The organism is Nocardia sp. NPDC051833 (assembly GCF_040681225.1).
Classification (GTDB): domain Bacteria; phylum Actinomycetota; class Actinomycetes; order Mycobacteriales; family Mycobacteriaceae; genus Nocardia.
In genome coordinates this window covers 3,562,138-3,579,886 of the sequence record NZ_JBFAYK010000001.1, presented here as the reverse complement: position 1 = coordinate 3,579,886, position 17,749 = coordinate 3,562,138, and the positions used below count along the sequence as shown (strand labels likewise).

The window sequence follows — 17,749 nt, the reverse complement described above, 5'->3', positions numbered from 1 at the left end:
GAGTGGTAGCACCGAGCACACCACAAGTCCTTCGCCTGCGCAACAGCTTGGCATGGCGGAGCGAACCCGGTATGACACCGCCGTGAACGGCCGGTACCTAGGCGTTCGCCTCCCAGTGGGACTCCACCCGCGACATCATCCGCTCGATCGAGGTGTTGACCGCGTCGACCAGATCCGCCCTGGACATCGGTGTGGCGACCGGGTTCTCGTTCGGCAGGCCGATGACGTAGCGACCGTCGTCGGGCAGGTCGCGCCAGACCAGGATGTCGCGATGCATGCCGCGGGATCCGAACATCGACTGGTTCTGCAGGATGTTGATCGTGCCGGTGCGCTCGGCGGGCCGATTCAGGAATTCGGCACTGCGATCGACGATCGAGGTGTCGGCCTCCTCGAAGAACATCGAGGACGGCCGCTGATGGTCGTCCTGGTCGGCACCGGTGACCAGTGGGATGATGCCCCCGCGACCCGTGCCGGCGGCGGGCATGAGGTCGACGATCGCGTCGGCGAGCCCGTACGGCCCGATGTCGACGACGACGTAACCGCCACTGTGGGTGGGGGTTTCACCGGGCAGCTGGTAGACCAGATAGCCGTTGGCGCCGGCGCGGGCGGCCCGTGCCTTGAGCCAGTACTCGGCGTCGCCGCGCGCGTCGTCCTTCCAGCCACGCAGGCGCACATACGCTTCCGGCCGTTCGAGCACATCGAAGACGGTGCGCAGCGCCGGGTCGGCGGTGTGCTGCAGGCGCTGCCAGACCTGGTACTTCTCGGCCTCGTAGTCCTCGTGCAGCCGGGTCGTGGCCTGGAAGGTCAGCGGACGTGGCAGATCGGTACCGACGAAGCGCTGCCACAGCACCCGGAATTCGATGTCGGTGAGTTCCCAACGCTGGCTCACGCGCCGACCTCCGGCCGCGCGCGCGTGATCGTTCCGGGATCAGTGGCGTCGAGTGGTGCTATCGGCGCGTGGAACTCCTGATCGGGCATCGAGAAGGCCTGGTCGGGGATCTCGAGCACCGGGGCGGACGCCTCGGCGCCCTCGGCCGCCTCGACCTGCGCGGGTGCCTCGGTCGACAGCGACTCCGCGACCAGACCGGTGAGGGGCGCGACGAAATCGTCCAGACCGGACAGCAGGTTGGAGAAGTCGGGCAGCGAGGCGCGCGACGCCGAGGCGCTTTCGGTCGTCTCCCCGGGGACACCGGCACCGTCGGGGTTCGTGGTCGCGGTGTCGACGCCGAGCAATTCGGCCAGCGGCGTCAGCATGGGGTTGCCCGCGATCAGTCCGGTGAGCTCGGGCGACTGCGCGAGCATCTCCTTCAGATCCGGGAACTGGCCGAGCAGGTTGCCGAGCTGGGTGAAGTCGGGCAGGCCCGACGCGGTGGTCGAGCCGGTCGTGTCCGTCGAGATCTGTTGCAGCGCGGTGGCCAGCGAGGGCAGCGCCTGGGTGAGGGAACTGACGGCGGAGGTGACCGCCGACATCACCGAGGACAGGATGCTCGACATATCGCCCGAGCCCGAACCGCTGCTGGAGCCGGTCGAACCGCCCGACCCGGCGACCGAGCCGGTCGAGCCGTTCTGACCGGTCGAGCAGGTCTGCCCGTTGGCGGTCTGCGAGCCCTTGGTCCCGTTCTGCTGCAGCGCGGACTGCGCCTGCTGGGCCGCCTGCAGCGCCGCCTGCTGGGCGGCCTGGCTGGCAGCCGTCTGCTGGGAGCCGCCACCGGAATTGTTGCTTCCGCCACCGGAATTGTTGCTTCCGCCGCCGTTGTTTCCAGCGTTGTTGTTACCGCCGCCGTTGTTATTGTTGTTGTTATTGTTATTATTGTTGTTGTTATTGTTGTTATTGTTCGGCGTGGTCACCGGCCCCTTGGGGGCTGCGGGCTCCGCCGCCGCCGGGAACAGCTTCTCGGTATTCATCACCCCGTTGACATAGTGGCGCTCGTACCGATCGCGGTTCTCCTGCAGATCGTCGTCGCACTTGTCCTCGGTCTCGATCGGCATACACACCTTGGTCGCGTACAGCCAGTTCGCCGTGTACTCGAGGTTCTGCTGCATCATCTTGAAGGAGTCGCTGGCCACCATCGCGGACTGGCCGAAGGTGGCGATCGCCGCCCGCGCGGTGTCGCCGCCCTGGCTCTGCCACCGGTCGGCGGTGATCCCGGCGAGCTTCTGGTCGAGGTCGTAGGCGGCGCCGTGCACCGCGCTGGCCATCGCCTCCCAGATCGGGGCGTCGTTGGCGACTTCCATCCAGCCGATCCGCTGACCCAGGTCGTACATGTCCCGCCAGGACATGTTGTCCGCCGCCCGCACCGGAATCCGCACCCCCACCGATTCCGCGGTCGCGGTGCCCGCGTGCTTGGGCACGTTCGCGGTCTCGATGTCGTAGTTGTGCTTCTCGTTCTTGATTTCCATGCCGGTGCCCTGGCGAATCTTGACGTCGACTTCCCAGTGCGCGGGCGTGTAGCCACCGGCCTTGGTGACCTCGCCCTTGAGATCCTTCGCGCCGGGCGCGGACTTCACATCCTTGAGCTGCCCCTTGAGCGCGGCGATATTGTCGCCCGAGCCCTTGTCGGTCTCGGTGTAGGACTCGCCCGCCGCCTTGAACATGGTGACCAGGTCTTCGAGCGAATCGATGTAGCGCCCGATGAGGTCCTTGGCCTGGGTGGCCTCGGTGATGAACTTGGTTCGCAGCGGCGGACCCGCGTCGACCTGGCTTCCGCCGAGCTTCGACTCGTCGTAGTTGTTGAGATCGTGGTCGCGAATCAGGTTCTGACAGCCCTTGAACACCTCGATCGCCGAGCTACACGCCTTGGCGGCTTCGAGCGCGGCGCCCGTCTCCACCTTGATCTTGGCCTTGCTTGCCAACCCCTCGTAGGGAGAATCTCCCACGCCAACCGCTCCTCGCAGCGCCCCACCGACGACCCTCGCGCAGTCGGCTCGATCGCATGCATTCTAGTAAGCAATGCGAAATATGCACAGCCACAGGGAAACACCGGCTCGCTCGTGGATGAACATCCTGGTTCGCCGGACGGACCGGCAACCACCGCCGATCTGTGCCAAACTCGAACGACACACTGAACGGCCGCCCAACGGCCGTGCTCGAACGATGGATGAGGCCAGGATTGACGTCGCGATGGAACTGCTCATGACCGACCTGAGCGGCCTCGAACGGCGCGTCGCGGCCGACCGCACTGCCACCAGGAGCCAGGCCCCCGCCGACTACCTGCGCCTGGCCGGATCCCTCGCGGAGCTGGCCCAGGGCCTGCTCACCACCCGCGACGACCCGTCCGGCCGCGACCGCACCGCCGAGGCGCTGGAACCGGCGCAGGAAGCGGTCGCCATCCGCCTGCACTGGCTGGTCGGCGGGTATGTCAGCTACGAGTACGCCGGCGCGCTGCAGGATTCGCTGCGGCTGTTCGAACAGGCGACCCGGCTGGTCGGGCATCGGCAGCTGGCCACCAACACCATTCGCAGCGCGTGTCAGGCGTACCGGCAGGTCGCCCAGGACTATCCGGATGTGCAGCCGATGTGCGCCGACGGGCTGTCCAAGTGCGGCGTGTGGCTGATGCGGCTCGATCACGACGCGGCGGTCGCGGCGACCGAGGACGCGGTGCGGATCCGGGCCGCGATGTACGCGCGCACCTCCGAGCAGCCGGGCAAATATCTGGCCAGCCTGAGCACGCTGCTGCGCACGATGATGGTCGGCCGGTCGCGCAAGCAGGCCATCGCGAGCTATCGCACGCTGTACTCCGAGGTCACCTCGACCGCGAGTACCGCGCGGTTGCGCGAGACCCGGGTCGAGGAACTCGATCTCACCCTCAAGACCACGCAGGCGCTGATCAAGCTGGGCGCGCCGACGCTGGAACGGGCGGGGCGGCTCACCCAGCAGCAGATCCTCTATCAGTCGGGTGGCGACCTGGCCACCATCGACGAGATCAACTGGCGGCTGGCGCTGGTCGGGCTCAAGCCGCTGGCGGCGGGCGCGATGCCGGAACCGCCGTCGCGGCCGGTGGAGATCTCGGCGACCTACGGCGCGCTCGCGGTGCGCTGCTCGGCGCCGGACGCGCTCGAGCAGGTGCGGGCGGCGATCGTCGCGGCCTTCGCGCGTGACGGGGTCGAGCCGGTCGACGCGGGCCGGTTCGCCGGCGTGCACGAAAAGCACTGGGGAGTGAAGGAACCCGTCACGAACCCGGCGGTCGAGCTGTCCGCCGATGTGGTGCTGGTCGAGAAGTCCTCCGGCAGCTGGATTTCGGTGAAGAGCCTGAACTGGGAGATCGGCGCGCTCGGCAAGCATCCGCTCGCCGTTCGGCTCTCGGAGAAGTGGCCGGTCCTCACCGTCGCCACCATCGAGAAGATCTCCTACGAGCTGTGCCTCTACGACAACGGCGTCGCCACCCAGTACGCCGCGCTCGGCAGGCCGGCCGGACAGGCGCCGCTCGACGCACCCCTGGCGCCCCTGGATTTCGCGACCCTGGCCGACTACGGCGCCGACTACGCCTCCGAGACGCAGGTCCGCGCGGCCTTCGGCAACGCGCCGATGTTCGCCAAGGTCACCGAGCTCCCCGGCAGCGGCATCCGCCAGGCCGCCGAACAGCGCCCGCTCACCGAGTACGGGCCGGACATCCTGTTCTTCGGCAAACCCTGACCCGTCGCGGGCGCTGTCCGCGTCCGCCGCGTGTGGGCCGGTCCGGCGCCGACGTCGGACACCCGGCATGATCGGGTGCTGTGCGAGTACTGCTGCAGCGGGTGACCAGCGCCCAGGTGAGTGTCGACGGTGCCGTCGTCGGCCGGATCGACCCTATCGGCGCGGGTGTCCCCCACGGCCTGCTCGCCCTGGTCGGCGCCACGCACACCGACACCGAAGCGACCGCGCGGGCCCTCGCCGACAAGACCTGGCGACTGCGCATCCTCGACGGCGAACGCTCGGCCGCCGACCTCAACGCCCCCGTCCTGGTCGTCAGCCAGTTCACCCTCTACGCCAACACGGCCAAGGGGCGCCGCCCGTCCTGGAACGCCGCGGCCCCCGGCCCGATCGCCGAACCTCTCGTCGACACCTTCGCCGACGCCCTCCGCGCCCTCGGCGCCACCGTAGCCACCGGCCACTTCGGCGCCCACATGGAAGTCCAGCTCACCAACGACGGCCCCGTCACCGTCCTCCTCGAAGGCTGACCGCCGCAGGGTGTCCGGCACCTGGTTCACCCAGGTTGTCTGAATACCGGACACCTCGCGACCGGCCGAGTTCGGCCTGCCCGGACGGTCACCGGGGTCACTTGGCGTCATCGGGGTCGCACGGGTCTCCAGGGCTGCCGGGGTCGCCAGGATCACCAGGATCGCCCGGATCACCAGGATCACCAGGGTCGCCCGGATCACCAGGATCACCAGGGTCGCCCGGATCACCAGGGTCGCCCGGATCGCCTGGGTCACCAGGATCACCCGGGTCACCCGGATCGCCTGGGTCACCAGGGTCACCGGGGTCACCAGGATCGCCCGGATCACCAGGATCACCCGGGTCACCCGGATCACCGGGGTCGCCCGGATCACCAGGATCACCGGGGTCACCAGGATCGCCAGGATCGCCAGGATCGCCCGGGTCACCCGGATCACCGGGGTCACCAGGATCACCCGGGTCACCCGGATCACCGGGGTCACCAGGATCACCCGGGTCACCCGGATCACCGGGGTCACCAGGATCACCCGGGTCGCCCGGATCACCGGGGTCACCAGGATCACCCGGGTCACCGGGGTCACCGGGGTCACCAGGATCGCCAGGGTCGCCCGGATCACCAGGATCACCCGGGTCGCCCGGATCACCCGGATCACCCGGGTCACCCGGATCGCCTGGGCCACCAGGATCACCCGAGTCGCCCGGATCGCCTGGGCCACCAGGATCACCAGGGTCACCAGGATCGCCAGGATCGCCAGGGTCGCCCGGATCACCAGGGTCGCCCGGATCGCCTGGGCCACCAGGATCACCAGGGTCACCCGGATCGATCGGTGGCTCCGGGTCGGGTGGCGGGGGCGGGTCAGTCGGTTGTTTCGGTTCCCACAGGGTGGGGTCGGAGGGTGGGGGTGCGGTGTAGGTGGGGAGGCCTTCCGGGCCGTCTGGGTCGAAGTAGCGTGGGGTGTAGGGGATTTGCGAGCCGGGGGCCGCGTTGTCGGTAGCCGGGGTCACGGTGGAGCTCGGCCCGGGAGTCGAACCGGTAGCGGGGGTTCCGCTCGCGGCGACGGAACTCGTTGCCGTGCCGGTCGATCCGGTGCCGGGGTTCGGGGAACCCGTACCGGTGGTGGATCCGCCGACAGTCGGCGGCGTGGCGCCGCTCCCTCCGGTACCCACGGACGCGGCCGATCCTGGCGTGGCGCCGGTCGCGGCGCCACCGGGCCCAACAGCGCTGTGCGAGCTCGTGACCGGCGTACCCGACGCACCAGCACCACCGGCCTGAGCCGCGGTAGCACCTGACGAAGGTGGGCCCGCGGGTGCGGCGCCGCTGACGGCATGACCGCCGGACGACGGCGAACCCCCGCCCGGCGCGACACCCGCGCCGACGGGACTCCCACCACCGGCAGACACACCACCAGCCGACTGCGCACCAGCGGACGCACCACCCGGATGCGCACCGCCGCTCGAAGGCAGCCCAGCACCCGAAGTACCGGTGCCACCAGCAGAATTCGCACCGCCGGGCAGGGAGGCCCCACACGCGGAGGTGGAGCCGCTCCCCGCCGACGAAGCGCCGCCCGCGGAACTCGATGACGGTGATCCGCCGGACGGACCACCTGCGGAGGTGGACGTAGGCGCGGCACCCGCACCACTCGACGACGGCGAGCTACTCGCAGTCGCTGACGAACCGGATGCACTGGCGGAACCTGGTGTGGACGCTCCACTGGACCCGTTCGCCCCGGCCGGTGCGGCACCACCTACGGATGCCGTATTACCATTTGCCGCAGCGGAGTTGGCGCTGGATGCCGGCGCGGGCGAACTGCCCGATCCCGCTCCGTGCGAGCCGCTGCCCAGGTTGGTCAACGGCCCGTTACCGCTCACAGAGCCCAGGTTGGTCAACGGTCCGCTTCCGGTCCCGGCACCCGGCCCGCTCGAAGCCGTTGTCGTAGTGGCACTCCCGCCGGAGCCCGCAGCGCTGACCGGCGTCGTGGACCCCGACGTGGCGGACAGGCCTGCGCCGGAGCCACCGGCACCGTTGCTTCCGCCTGTCGGATACCCGGCCCCGGCAGCGAGCCCCGCGGTGGGACCCGGTCCGCTCCCGGCGCGACCGGCCCGCCCACCGAGTGCACCCCCGGTACCGACGCCGAAAGACACACCGCCGGTAAGCATTCGCGGATCCCAGGTCCAGCCGTTGCCGTCGATGAGGCCCCCTGCGCCCCATGCCGCGACAGCACCGCCCATCCCCGCGCCGGCACCGACGGCAGCCCCCTTCGCTGCCCCGGTGATCGCATTGGTTGGCAACGGCAGCGCGTCGGCGACCTTGTTCAGCCCCTTGCCGAGATGCGCACCCGCCTTGCTCGCGACGGCGGCCGTCACGGCGGTGGTTCCCACCCGTTCCCAGTCGACATTGTCACGATGGCCCGCGGCGACCTGTCCCGCTTGGATGGCGAGGTCCTGCCCCGCACCGAGCACCGTGCCGATTACCGCGTGTTTGGCGACGAACTTCACCGTCGCGGTGATACTCGACCGCGCGGCGTAACTCGCGATCGCGGTCACCGCCCGTCTGCCGATGATCCGCACGGCGACGTTGGTCAACGCGATGGCGGTGGACTGGACCAGTGGCGCTGTCGGCGGAAATAGAAGTGCCGCAGCCATTTCCACCGCGAGCATGGCGAGCGAACTGATGACGAGGATCTTGGTGTACTCGATCTCGGTCGCCGTCGCGTCGGCGGAGGCGGCGACCGCCTCCAGCACTTCCGCCAACCGCTCCAGCGACTGGTCACCGTGGCGCAAGGCGCGCAGCGCGGCGTCCATCGCCTCGTGTCCTTCACCCCACGGATAGGCATCGGAGGTGGCTCGACAGGCCGCGCTCAGTTCCGGTAGCAGCAGGCGCAGATCCTCGGCTGCCTGCTGCCAGTCGTCACCGATCGCCCACATCTTGTCTTCGTCGCCGTCGGGCCAGTCGGAACCAGCGACCCAGCCGAGCCAATGCAGCTCGGACGGAAGGGTGATGGACATCGGCGGGCTAGAGCCGGTCCTGCGTTTCCAGCCGGGTCGCCGCTTGTCGCTGACCGTCGGCATAGGAGCCGATCGTTGCCGCCATATTGCCGACAGCGGTGAACATATTCTCCCGCGCGGCGAGATATCCGGTGTCCCCAGCGGCGAATGACGTTCCGTAACCGTCACCGCCCCAAGGGGATCCGTGGGTGTCCAGCGAGGACTGCAGGCGAGTCAGGATGCCCTGCACATCATTTCGCAGATCGGCCATCTGACCGGCGGCAGAACGCAGCTTCGCCGGGGTGATCTCAACCTTGCCCGCCATCCGAAATCCCTTTCACCGAACCAGAATTGGAACGATGCCAGGGAAGGAAAGGCGAATTCGAGATGAACGCCGATCTCTTTACGCCGCACTGACGCCGGGGCGGCGATCCTTGACGGGTTGTTGACCCGGCGGACCTACTCCGGGCGCAGGGTGAGGATGCGGGGGCCGTCCTCGGTGACGGCGACGCTGTGCTCCCAGTGCGCGGCGCGGGTGCCGTCGGTGGTGACCACGGTCCACTCGTCGTCGAGGGTCTTGGTCTCGGTGGTGCCGAGGGTGAGCATCGGCTCGATTGCCAGCACCGAACCGACGACCAGGCGCGGGCCCTTGCCGGGGGCGCCCTCGTTCGGCAGGAACGGGTCCATGTGCATCTCGCGGCCGATGGCGTGCCCGCCGTAGCCGTCGACGATGCCGTACGCGCGGCCGTGCTCGCGCTCGGCCGCGCGGGTGCCGAGCTCGATGGCGTGCGAGACGTCGGTGAGGCGGTTGTCGGGCACCATGGCGGCGATGCCCGCCTCCATCGACAGCCTGGTCGCCTCGCTCAGCAGGGCGTCGGCCTCGATGATAGTGCCGACGCCGAACGTCCACGCCGAGTCGCCGTGCCAGCCGTCGAGGATGGCACCGCAGTCGATGGAGACGAGATCGCCCTCGGTGAGGATGTCCTTCGCCGAGGGGATCCCATGGACCACACGGTCGTTGACCGAAGAACAGATCGAGCCGGGAAAGCCGTGATAACCCTTGAACGACGGGACGGCGCCCGCGTCACGGATGACCTGCTCGGCGACCTCGTCCAGCTCCAGCGTCGAGACGCCGGGCTTGGCCGCGGCGCGCACGGCGACGAGCGCCTGCCCGACGATCGCGCCCGCTGCCGCCATGGCGTCCAGCTCGCCCGCCGAACGAAACGGCACGACCTTCTTCTTACGGTTGAAGACCATCCGGCCTCAGTACTCCGATCGGTGGTTACTGACCGAGCGCCTTCAGCGCCCGCGTGTTGACTTCGTCGACCTCGCCGATTCCGTCGACGGTCACGACCAGACCGTCGTAGTACTCGAGCAGCGGCTCGGTCTCCTCACGGTAGACCCGCAGCCGGTTGCGGATGACGTCCTCGGTGTCGTCGGCGCGTCCACGGGCGAGCATGCGCTCGACCACGGTGTCCTCGGCGACCACGAAGCACAGCACCGCGTCGAGCGGGGTGCCGTTGTGCTCGAGGATCTTCTTCAGCGCGTCGGCCTGGTCGGTCGTGCGCGGGTACCCGTCGAGAACGAAGCCGTTCGACGCGTCCGGCTCACCGACGCGGGCCTCGACCATGCGGTTGGTGACGTCGCTGGGGACGAGGTCGCCCGCGTCCATGTACTTCTGCGCTTCGCGACCGAGGGCGGTCTGCTGGCTGATATTCGCGCGGAAGAGGTCTCCGGTGGAGATGTGCGGAACGCCCAGCTTCTCCGACAGCAGGACGGCCTGAGTACCTTTGCCGGCACCCGGCGGACCGAGCAGAACAACTCTCACTTGAGGAACCCTTCGTAATTTCGATTCATCAGCTGGCTCTCGATCTGTTTGACCGTGTCGAGACCCACGCTGACCATGATGAGGACCGCAGTACCGCCGAACGGCAGGTTCGCCGCTCCGCCGGTCGCGCCCATGTCCAGGAACAGGTTCGGGAGGACGGCGACCAGACCGAGGTAGATCGAGCCAGGCAGGGTGATGCGGCTCAGAACGTAGTTGAGATAGTCGGCGGTCGGCTTGCCCGGACGGTAACCGGGAATGAAGCCGCCGAACTTCTTCATCTCATCCGCGCGCTCCTCCGGGTTGAAGGTGATCGCGACGTAGAAGTAGGTGAAGAACACGATCAGACCGAAGTAGATCGCGATGTAGACCGGGTTGCCCGGGTTCACCAGGTATTTCTGGATGATCTCCTGCCACCAGCTCGGGTCGGTCGCCGTGTTCGAGCCGGTCAGCTGAGCGACCAGGTTCGGCAGGTAGAGCAGCGAGGACGCGAAGATCACCGGGATGACGCCGGCCTGGTTGACCTTCAACGGCAGGTAGGTCGAGGAGCCGCCGTACATCTTGCGACCCACGACGCGCTTGGCGTACTGCACCGGGATCCGGCGCTGACCCTGCTCGACGAAGATCACGGCCACCAGGATCACCAGCACGGCGAGACACACCAGGCCGAAGATCAGGCCACCGTCGGAGTCGAGAATGTTCTTGCCGTCGACCGGCAGGCGGGCGGCGATACCGGCGAAGATCAGCAGCGACATACCGTTGCCGACACCGCGTTCGGTGATCTGCTCACCGAACCACATGACCAGCGCGGCACCGGCGGTCATCACCAGGACGATGATGATCATGCCGAAGATACTGGTGTCGGCGAGGATGTCCTCCTGGCAGCCCTGCAGCAGCTGACCGCGCGCCGCGAGGGCGACGAGGCCGGTGGCCTGCAGGATCGCCAGCGCGATCGACAGGTACCGGGTGTACTGCGTCATCTTGGTCTGGCCTGCTTGGCCTTCCTTGCGCAGTTCCTCGAACCGCGGGATGACGACGGTCAGCAGCTGGATGATGATGCTCGCGGTGATGTACGGCATGATGCCGATCGCGAACACCGACAGCTGCAGCAGCGCACCACCGGAGAAGAGATTGATGAGCTGGTAGATACCGGCGGAATCACCACCGGAGACCAGCTTCACGCAGTCCTGGACCGCGCGATAGTCGACGCCGGGGGACGGCAGCGCGGCACCCAACCGGTACAGCGCGATCAACCCCAGCGTGAAGAGAATCTTCCGCCGTAAGTCCGGAGTCCGGAAGGCCGATACGAAGGCGGAAAGCACAGATCCTCCTGGCGAACGACATGGTCATGCCATGCGACTTCGGTTCTACGGAAACGTCAGCCGATGACGAGCTTGGCAGACAACACTTGAACTCTAACAGTGACACCGGACGAGCTCGCGACTCGTCCGGTGTCCACTGCTGACTAACAGTACCGTCAGGCCAGTTCGGTGACAGTGCCACCGGCCGAGGTGATCTTCTCCTTGGCGGAGCCGGTCACCTTGTCGGCGGTCACCTGGACCGCCACGCCGATCTCACCGTCGCCGAGAACCTTGACCAGCTCGTTCTTGCGAACGGCGCCGGCCGCGACGAGCTCGGCCTTACCGACCGTGCCGCCCTCGGGGAACAGCTCCGCGATGCGGCCCACGTTCACAACCTGGTACTCCACGCGGAAGCGGTTGGTGAAGCCCTTCAGCTTCGGCAGGCGCATGTGCAGCGGCATCTGGCCACCCTCGAACGCCGGGGAGACGTTCTTGCGGGCCTTCGTGCCCTTGGTACCGCGACCGGCGGTCTTGCCCTTGGAGCCCTCACCGCGACCCACACGGGTCTTCTCGGTCTTGGAACCCGGCGCAGGACGCAGGTGGTGCAATTTGATGGTCATGTCAGACCTCCTCAACAGTTACGAGGTGGCGCACGACGTTGATCAGACCGCGGTTCTGAGCGTTGTCCTCGCGGACAACACTCTGACGGATCTTGCGAAGGCCCAGCGTACGCAGGGAGTCCTTCTGATTCGCCTTGGCGCCGATGGTGCTCTTGATCTGGGTCACCTTGAGATCAGCCATGGTCAGGCTCCCTGTCCCGCACGCGCACGCAGCATGCCCGCCGGAGCGACATCCTCGATCGGCAGACCGCGACGCGCGGCAACCTCTTCGGGACGCTGGAGCATCTTGAGCGCGGCAACCGTCGCGTGAACGACGTTGATCGCATTGTCGCTACCGAGCGACTTGGCCAGAATGTCGTGAATGCCAGCGCATTCGAGCACGGCACGCGCCGCGCCACCGGCGATCACACCGGTACCGGGCGAAGCCGGACGCAGCATGACGACACCGGCCGCCGCCTCACCCTGAACCGGGTGGGTGATGGTCGAGCCGATCATCGGGACGCGGAAGAAGCCCTTGCGAGCCTCCTCGACACCCTTCTGGATGGCCGCGGGAACTTCCTTGGCCTTGCCGTAACCGACGCCGACCAGACCGTTGCCGTCACCGACGATCACGAGGGCGGTGAAGCTGAAGCGACGACCACCCTTCACGACCTTGGAGACGCGGTTGATCGCGACCACGCGCTCGAGCTGGTTCTTCTCGGCAGCGTTGTCCCGACGGTCGCCGCCACCGCGACGATCGCCACCACCGCGGCGGTCGCCACGGTTGCCCTCGGGGCCATTGCTGTTCTGTCCGGCGGGTCCGTTGCCGCCGTCACGCCGCTGACGTCCCGGCATCAGACGTTCCTTCCGTTCGAAATAACAGTCATCAGAACTTCAACCCGCCTTCACGAGCGGCATCGGCCAGCGCCGCGATGCGGCCGTGGTAGTCGTGACCACCACGGTCGAACACGACCGACTCGATACCGGCAGCCTTGGCACGCTCGGCGATCAGCTGACCGACCTTGGCGCCCTTGGCGGACTTGTCGCCCTCCAGCGCGCGCACGTCGGCCTCGATCGAGGACGCGGCGGCGATGGTCTTGCCCACCGAGTCGTCGACGAGCTGGGCGTGCAGGTGCCGCGAGGAGCGGTTGACCACCAGGCGCGGACGCTCGGTGGTGCCGACGACCTTCTTGCGCAGACGGAAGTGACGGCGGGTCTTGGACAGACGACGCTTGGTCGAGTTGTCCTTGCCCAGCGGAATCCGCTTGGCCTTCTGGTTAGCAGTTTGCGCCATGATCACTTACCCGTCTTTCCGACCTTGCGGCGAACGACCTCGCCGGCGTAGCGGATGCCCTTGCCCTTGTACGGGTCGGGCTTACGCAGTCCGTGGATGACAGCGGAGATCTGGCCGACCTTCTGCTTGTCGATGCCGGACACAGAGAACTTGGTGGGCGATTCCACCGCGAAGGTGATGCCCTCCGGGGCCTCGATCGGCACCGGGTGGCTGTAGCCCAGGGCGAACTCGAGGTTCGAGCCCTTGGCGGCCACACGGTAACCGACACCGAAGATTTCCATCTTCTTCTCGTAGCCCTTGGTGACACCCTCGATCATGTTGGCGATCAGGGTGCGGGAAAGGCCGTGCAGCGAACGGTTGGCGCGCTCGTCGTTGGGACGGGCGACCTCGAGCTCGTTACCCTCACCCTTGGTGACGGTGATCGGCTCGGCCACGGTGTGCGACAGGGTGCCCTTGGGCCCCTTCACCGTGACGACCTGGCCGTCGATGGTGACGTCGACGCCGGCCGGAATCTCGATGGGCTTCTTACCAATACGCGACATTAGTCCTGACCTCCCTTACCAGACGTAGGCGAGGACTTCGCCGCCCACGCCCTGCTTGGCCGCCTGACGGTCGGTGAGCAGACCGGTCGACGTGGAAATGATCGCCACGCCGAGGCCGCCGAGGACCTTGGGCAGGTTGGTGGACTTCGCGTACACACGCAGACCCGGCTTCGAGACGCGACGCAGGCCCTGCAGGCTGCGCTCACGGCTGGGGCCGTACTTCAGATCGACGACGAGGGACTTGCCCACGGTCGCGTCTTCGGTGCGGTAATCGGCGATGTAGCCCTCGCGCTTCAAGATCTCGGCGATGTTCGCCTTGAGCTTGGAGTGGGGCGCCTTCACCTGATCGTGGTACGCCGAGTTGGCGTTGCGCAGACGCGTCAAGAAGTCTGCGATCGGATCAGTCATGGTCATGGTTAGACCTCGACACCTTTCTCGCTGCGGTTCCCATGCAGCATCGGCGCGCTCTCGCACGCCGACCGTGGGCCTACAACAATTCGGCTGGTCCGGACGGCACTTACCGACCGGATGAGTTCTCTTTACGAGCTCTCGGCGCCTGGACCGTCCGCCCGCCTCACCCACAGTCGGCGAGGCGCCAGCGGACACAGAGGTGCCCAGGCAACCGCTCTAGTGTAGGCAATGCCGTGGTCAGGACAAAATCTGGGGCCGGGTCGCGGCCTTGGCTGTGAGCAGGATCGCCGCGCCCGAGACCGCGGTGGCCACGATCAGCATCATCTCGCCACCGACCAGCACGCTCATGATGCCGCCGAGGAAGGCGCCGACGGCGAAGGCGCCGTACTGCGTCGCGTAGCCGAGCCAATCCCGGGCGCTACCGCCGCTGACATGGCTCTCGATGCCCTGACTCAGCTTCACCACCGTCCCGGTGGCGTAGCTGAGCGGCACGCTGGTCTCGCCGTCCTTGACGAAGGCGGTGTTGAGCGCGCCGACCGCGAACGCGACGAAGGCGATGGGAATGAACCCCACCTCCTGCCCGCCCGTGCGGTCGAGCACCCAGTCGACGACGGCCGCCACGGCCAGCGCCGTCGTGGTCACCACGGCCGCGCCGTGCCTGCTGTCGCGCCACACCCGCCGTCGCAGCATCGAGGCGACGAACACGCCGAGACCGAACGCGAACAGCAGGGTGATCGCGCCGGTGGCCAGCACCGCGTCATTGTCGAACCAGCCGAGAACGGCCCGCTCGGTATTTCCGGTCATGAATGTCACGAAATATCCGGCGGAATGCGTATACGCGGCCGCGCCGATAAATCCGGCCAATATCGAAAGAAAGGCGACCATCGGCATCGCACCCGCGGGCATCCCTCGTAGCGGACGCCGGTGGCCCAGGTCACGCCCGGTTTTCTCTGTGGTTGCCGTCACAATCCCACATCCTCCGCTTGTCCTGGAATCAGGGATCGTCTTTGACACCCGTCGCGCCGCATTTCCGCGCGATCATCCCGAGCGTAGCGACGGCACCGGGACCCGGCCAGTGCGATTTCGCGATTATCGGGAAAAACACAGAATTGGCCGCGAGATATTTAACCTCACGTTCACTGAACAATTCGAAACATATTCCGAAGCGGCGGACACCGAGCAGCCGGGCGACGCTGCCGCACGAGACCGGTACGGCGAATTCTGTTCGCCGCCAACTAGTTTCCTGAAGTAAGCATGTGATAGCTTCGCGAGGTTCGTCCGATCTGTGCAGGAGGCTCGGCAGTTGTATTCGCGCTCTGGGCGCCGTGGAACTCGCCGTAGCTGGACTCGCGTACTCGCTGTTCTGCTCGGTCTCGGCGCTCTCACCGTCCCGGCTCCCGCGCACGCGGCCGACCCGTACGTCGACCCGCTGGCCGAGGCCGCCAGCACCCCCGGCCTGCAGTGGTCGGACTGCGAGGACGGCTTCTCCTGCACCTGGGCGCAGGTGCCGCTGGACTATCACAGTCCGCGGGGCGAGCAGATCGAGCTGGCGGTGATCAAGCTGCCGGCGACCGATCCCGGTCGGCGCATCGGAACGCTGTTCGTGAACTTCGGCGGGCCGGGACCGTCGGGTGTCGACCGGCTTCGCGAGCGGGCGCGGTGGCCGTGGCTGTTCTCCGAGGAACTGCGGGCCCGCTTCGATCTGGTGTCGTGGGACCCGCGTTCGGTCGCACGCAGCGCGCCGACCAGCTGTTTTCCCTCACACGACGAGCAACAGGCCTACTTCGCGACGTTCCCCGGCACGCCGGAGAGCCCGGCCGAGGAGGTGGAGTTCTTCGATCGCTCCGCCGATATCGCGAGCCGCTGCGGCGCGTCCGCGGGCCCGATCCTGGCGCACGCCTCGACCGCGAACACCGTCCGTGACCTGGAGTTGCTGCGCCGCGCGGTGGGCGACGCGGCGCTGACCTATCACGGCATCTCGTACGGGACGCAGGTCGGCGCGGTCTACGCCAACATGTTCCCCGGCCGGGTGCGGGCGATGGCGCTGGACGGGTCGCTGGATTTCGAGGGCAACGCGAACGGGCACGGCGGCGACGGCGCGAACCTCCCGCTGGACACCAGGCAGGGCGTGGCCGATGCCGTCGCCGAGACCTTCGACGCGTTCCTGCGCGCCTGCTCGGCCGCTGGCCCGGATTGCGCGTTCGCGGCGGGCGAGCCGAAACTCAAGTGGATCGCGCTCGCCGAACGCGCGCGTCTGGCGCCCATCGTCGTCGACGGCACCGCGTGGACCTACGGTCAGATCGTGGCCGCCGCGGGCAGCCTCGCGCGCCCGGAGACCTACCCCGACCTGGCGATCCTGCTACAGCAGCTGTTCGACGCCGGTACCGCGCTGCTCCCCGCGGTGACGCACGACGCGATCTTCGCGAAGGAGCAGCCCGGCAATCGCGTCGAGGCGTTCTACTCGATCCAGTGCGCCGACAGCGCCGTCCCGGCTGACCCCGCCGTGTACAGCCGGGTCGGCGCCATCGAAGACCTGCGGGTCCCGTATTTCGGCCGCACCGCCGTCTTCAACGCCACGCCGTGCGCCTTCTGGCCCGCGCGCGACGCCGACCGCTACACCGGTCCGTGGAATCGCGACACCGCCGCGCCGATCCTGGTCCTGAACAGCAGGTACGACCCGGCGACGCCGCTGCGTGGCGCCGTCGCGGGCGCCGCGCAGCTCGCCAACGCCCGGGTGGTCGTGGTGGAAGGTGCCGGGCACAGCAGCATGTACGTGCCCAGCACCTGCGCCGAACATGTCAAGCGCGACTATCTGTTCACCGGTCAGCTGCCCCCGGCCGACCTCCGCTGCGGGATCGACCGGTCCCCCTTCCGCTGACCCGGGGGCATGCCGATCAGCGGCTCACACACACCGCGGTGAGCAGCGGGCCGTAGGGATTCTCCGCGCTGCCCGCGAGGACGAGCAGTCCACCGACCGGGCTGCACAGCACATCCAGGCTCGACGAGCCGCTGGCCGCGACGGGCGCCTCGGCGGTGGCGGTGGCCGCGGTGACGGCGGGGGCGAGCAGGGACAGTGCGATGGCGGAGGACACGGCAAACTTCTTCATGGGTCTACCGTGCCGTCCGCCCCGGCTGTGCGCACGCCCCGAGTTGCCGGGGCATTGCCTCCGAGGGCACGAACTCCGTCGCGGGTCATGCCCTCGGAGCAGCGACTCGGTCAGTTCGCGAGGCCGGTGGCCACCGAACCGTCGGTGCAGATCGCGAGAACAGGACTGTTGGGCAGCAAGAAGCCGCCGAGCGCGGTTGTTCCCGGATTCGAGGCGGGACCCCACGCATAGCCGAGCCCGAAGACGGAGCAACTGTGCGCGGTCGGCGGCGCACCGCCGTCTGTGATGGTGACGTTGTACCCAGCTCCGCCGTCGGGAGCCAAAGTGATCGGTGCCGCGGAAGCGACGCCGGCGCCGAGGGCGAGAGCAGCTGCCAGCGTGCCGAGTGCGACGGCCATTCGGCCGGTGTGGATTCTCATCGGATCGCCTTGATGTGGCCGCCGGACAACGGCGGGCGGTGGGGTCGGCCACCGGTCGGCGGCACACCCCAAAAGTACGGCTTGACCTGCACCTATCACTTCCGTGAAGGC

Annotated in this window: 19 protein-coding genes; 4 read left to right on the top strand and 15 right to left on the bottom strand. The window is 67.9% G+C overall.

The features are described from left to right. Positions 1-97: 97 nt before the first annotated feature. Together AB0L91_RS16235 and AB0L91_RS16230 are read right to left on the bottom strand one after the other, a co-directional pair. Complete coding sequence (locus AB0L91_RS16235) at positions 98-889, bottom strand: ESX secretion-associated protein EspG (protein ID WP_365010634.1); 792 nt, start codon at positions 887-889, stop codon at positions 98-100. Next, positions 886-2,877, bottom strand: coding sequence for a hypothetical protein (locus tag AB0L91_RS16230; RefSeq protein WP_365010632.1), 1,992 nt, complete (start codon positions 2,875-2,877; stop codon positions 886-888). Before AB0L91_RS16230 ends, AB0L91_RS16235 begins: the two co-directional genes overlap by 4 nt. A 256-nt stretch (positions 2,878-3,133) precedes the next feature. Here AB0L91_RS16230 and AB0L91_RS16225 point away from each other — a divergent pair, with 256 nt between their 5' ends. The 3 genes from AB0L91_RS16225 (at position 3,134) to AB0L91_RS16215 (ending at position 7,985) form a co-directional block, all read left to right on the top strand. Further along, entirely contained in the window at positions 3,134-4,633 is a 1,500-nt protein-coding gene (locus AB0L91_RS16225) for a hypothetical protein (RefSeq protein ID WP_355271310.1), read from the top strand. An 80-nt stretch (positions 4,634-4,713) separates the two neighbouring features. After that, the gene (dtd, locus tag AB0L91_RS16220; RefSeq protein WP_365010628.1) at positions 4,714-5,157 is read left to right on the top strand and encodes a D-aminoacyl-tRNA deacylase; all 444 of its coding nucleotides are present in this window, start codon (positions 4,714-4,716) and stop codon (positions 5,155-5,157) included. Between the two features lie 2,555 nt (positions 5,158-7,712). After that, the gene (locus AB0L91_RS16215) at positions 7,713-7,985 is read left to right on the top strand and encodes a hypothetical protein (protein WP_365010625.1); all 273 of its coding nucleotides are present in this window, start codon (positions 7,713-7,715) and stop codon (positions 7,983-7,985) included. Positions 7,986-8,168: 183 nt separating this feature from the next. Here AB0L91_RS16215 and AB0L91_RS16210 read toward each other — a convergent pair whose 3' ends face one another. The 11 genes from AB0L91_RS16210 to AB0L91_RS16160 form a co-directional block, all read right to left on the bottom strand. After that, positions 8,169-8,465 (bottom strand): WXG100 family type VII secretion target, encoded by a 297-nt coding sequence (locus tag AB0L91_RS16210; protein WP_365010622.1) that lies wholly within the window; start codon positions 8,463-8,465, stop codon positions 8,169-8,171. 134 nt (positions 8,466-8,599) lie between these two features. Further along, positions 8,600-9,397 (bottom strand): type I methionyl aminopeptidase, encoded by a 798-nt coding sequence (map, locus tag AB0L91_RS16205; protein WP_355271307.1) that lies wholly within the window; start codon positions 9,395-9,397, stop codon positions 8,600-8,602. 25 nt (positions 9,398-9,422) lie between these two features. Beyond that, a complete protein-coding gene (locus tag AB0L91_RS16200) occupies positions 9,423-9,968 on the bottom strand; it encodes an adenylate kinase (protein WP_355271306.1) in 546 nt (181 codons plus the stop codon). Beyond that, positions 9,965-11,287 carry a preprotein translocase subunit SecY gene (secY, locus tag AB0L91_RS16195; RefSeq protein ID WP_365010619.1) on the bottom strand — a complete coding sequence of 441 codons (1,323 nt, stop codon included), beginning with the start codon at positions 11,285-11,287 and terminating at the stop codon, positions 9,965-9,967. The genes AB0L91_RS16200 and secY overlap by 4 nt, the downstream gene beginning before the upstream one ends. A gap of 155 nt (positions 11,288-11,442) precedes the next feature. Beyond that, positions 11,443-11,886, bottom strand: a complete 444-nt coding sequence (gene rplO / locus AB0L91_RS16190) for a 50S ribosomal protein L15 (RefSeq protein ID WP_355271302.1) — start codon at positions 11,884-11,886, stop codon at positions 11,443-11,445. 1 nt (position 11,887) lies between these two features. Further along, positions 11,888-12,067 carry a 50S ribosomal protein L30 gene (gene rpmD, locus AB0L91_RS16185; protein ID WP_019045070.1) on the bottom strand — a complete coding sequence of 60 codons (180 nt, stop codon included), beginning with the start codon at positions 12,065-12,067 and terminating at the stop codon, positions 11,888-11,890. 2 nt (positions 12,068-12,069) lie between these two features. Further along, positions 12,070-12,720, bottom strand: coding sequence for a 30S ribosomal protein S5 (rpsE, locus tag AB0L91_RS16180; RefSeq protein ID WP_110037186.1), 651 nt, complete (start codon positions 12,718-12,720; stop codon positions 12,070-12,072). 31 nt (positions 12,721-12,751) lie between these two features. Next, a complete protein-coding gene (gene rplR, locus AB0L91_RS16175; protein ID WP_218719431.1) occupies positions 12,752-13,159 on the bottom strand; it encodes a 50S ribosomal protein L18 in 408 nt (135 codons plus the stop codon). 2 nt (positions 13,160-13,161) lie between these two features. Beyond that, a complete protein-coding gene (gene rplF / locus AB0L91_RS16170; protein ID WP_019045067.1) occupies positions 13,162-13,701 on the bottom strand; it encodes a 50S ribosomal protein L6 in 540 nt (179 codons plus the stop codon). 15 nt (positions 13,702-13,716) lie between these two features. Beyond that, positions 13,717-14,115 (bottom strand): 30S ribosomal protein S8, encoded by a 399-nt coding sequence (gene rpsH / locus AB0L91_RS16165; protein ID WP_014981717.1) that lies wholly within the window; start codon positions 14,113-14,115, stop codon positions 13,717-13,719. Between the two features lie 234 nt (positions 14,116-14,349). After that, positions 14,350-14,997 carry a YoaK family protein gene (locus AB0L91_RS16160; RefSeq protein WP_365011317.1) on the bottom strand — a complete coding sequence of 216 codons (648 nt, stop codon included), beginning with the start codon at positions 14,995-14,997 and terminating at the stop codon, positions 14,350-14,352. Between the two features lie 418 nt (positions 14,998-15,415). Between AB0L91_RS16160 and AB0L91_RS16155 the strand changes: the two genes are divergently transcribed. Continuing rightward, a complete protein-coding gene (locus tag AB0L91_RS16155; RefSeq protein WP_365010613.1) occupies positions 15,416-16,990 on the top strand; it encodes an alpha/beta hydrolase in 1,575 nt (524 codons plus the stop codon). A 16-nt stretch (positions 16,991-17,006) separates the two neighbouring features. On the opposite strand, the gene AB0L91_RS16150 is transcribed toward AB0L91_RS16155, so the two are convergent. Both AB0L91_RS16150 and AB0L91_RS16145 read right to left on the bottom strand, forming a co-directional pair. Next, positions 17,007-17,219 (bottom strand): hypothetical protein, encoded by a 213-nt coding sequence (locus tag AB0L91_RS16150; protein WP_365010611.1) that lies wholly within the window; start codon positions 17,217-17,219, stop codon positions 17,007-17,009. Between the two features lie 110 nt (positions 17,220-17,329). After that, complete coding sequence (locus AB0L91_RS16145) at positions 17,330-17,638, bottom strand: hypothetical protein (protein ID WP_365010608.1); 309 nt, start codon at positions 17,636-17,638, stop codon at positions 17,330-17,332. Positions 17,639-17,749 lie beyond the last annotated feature (111 nt).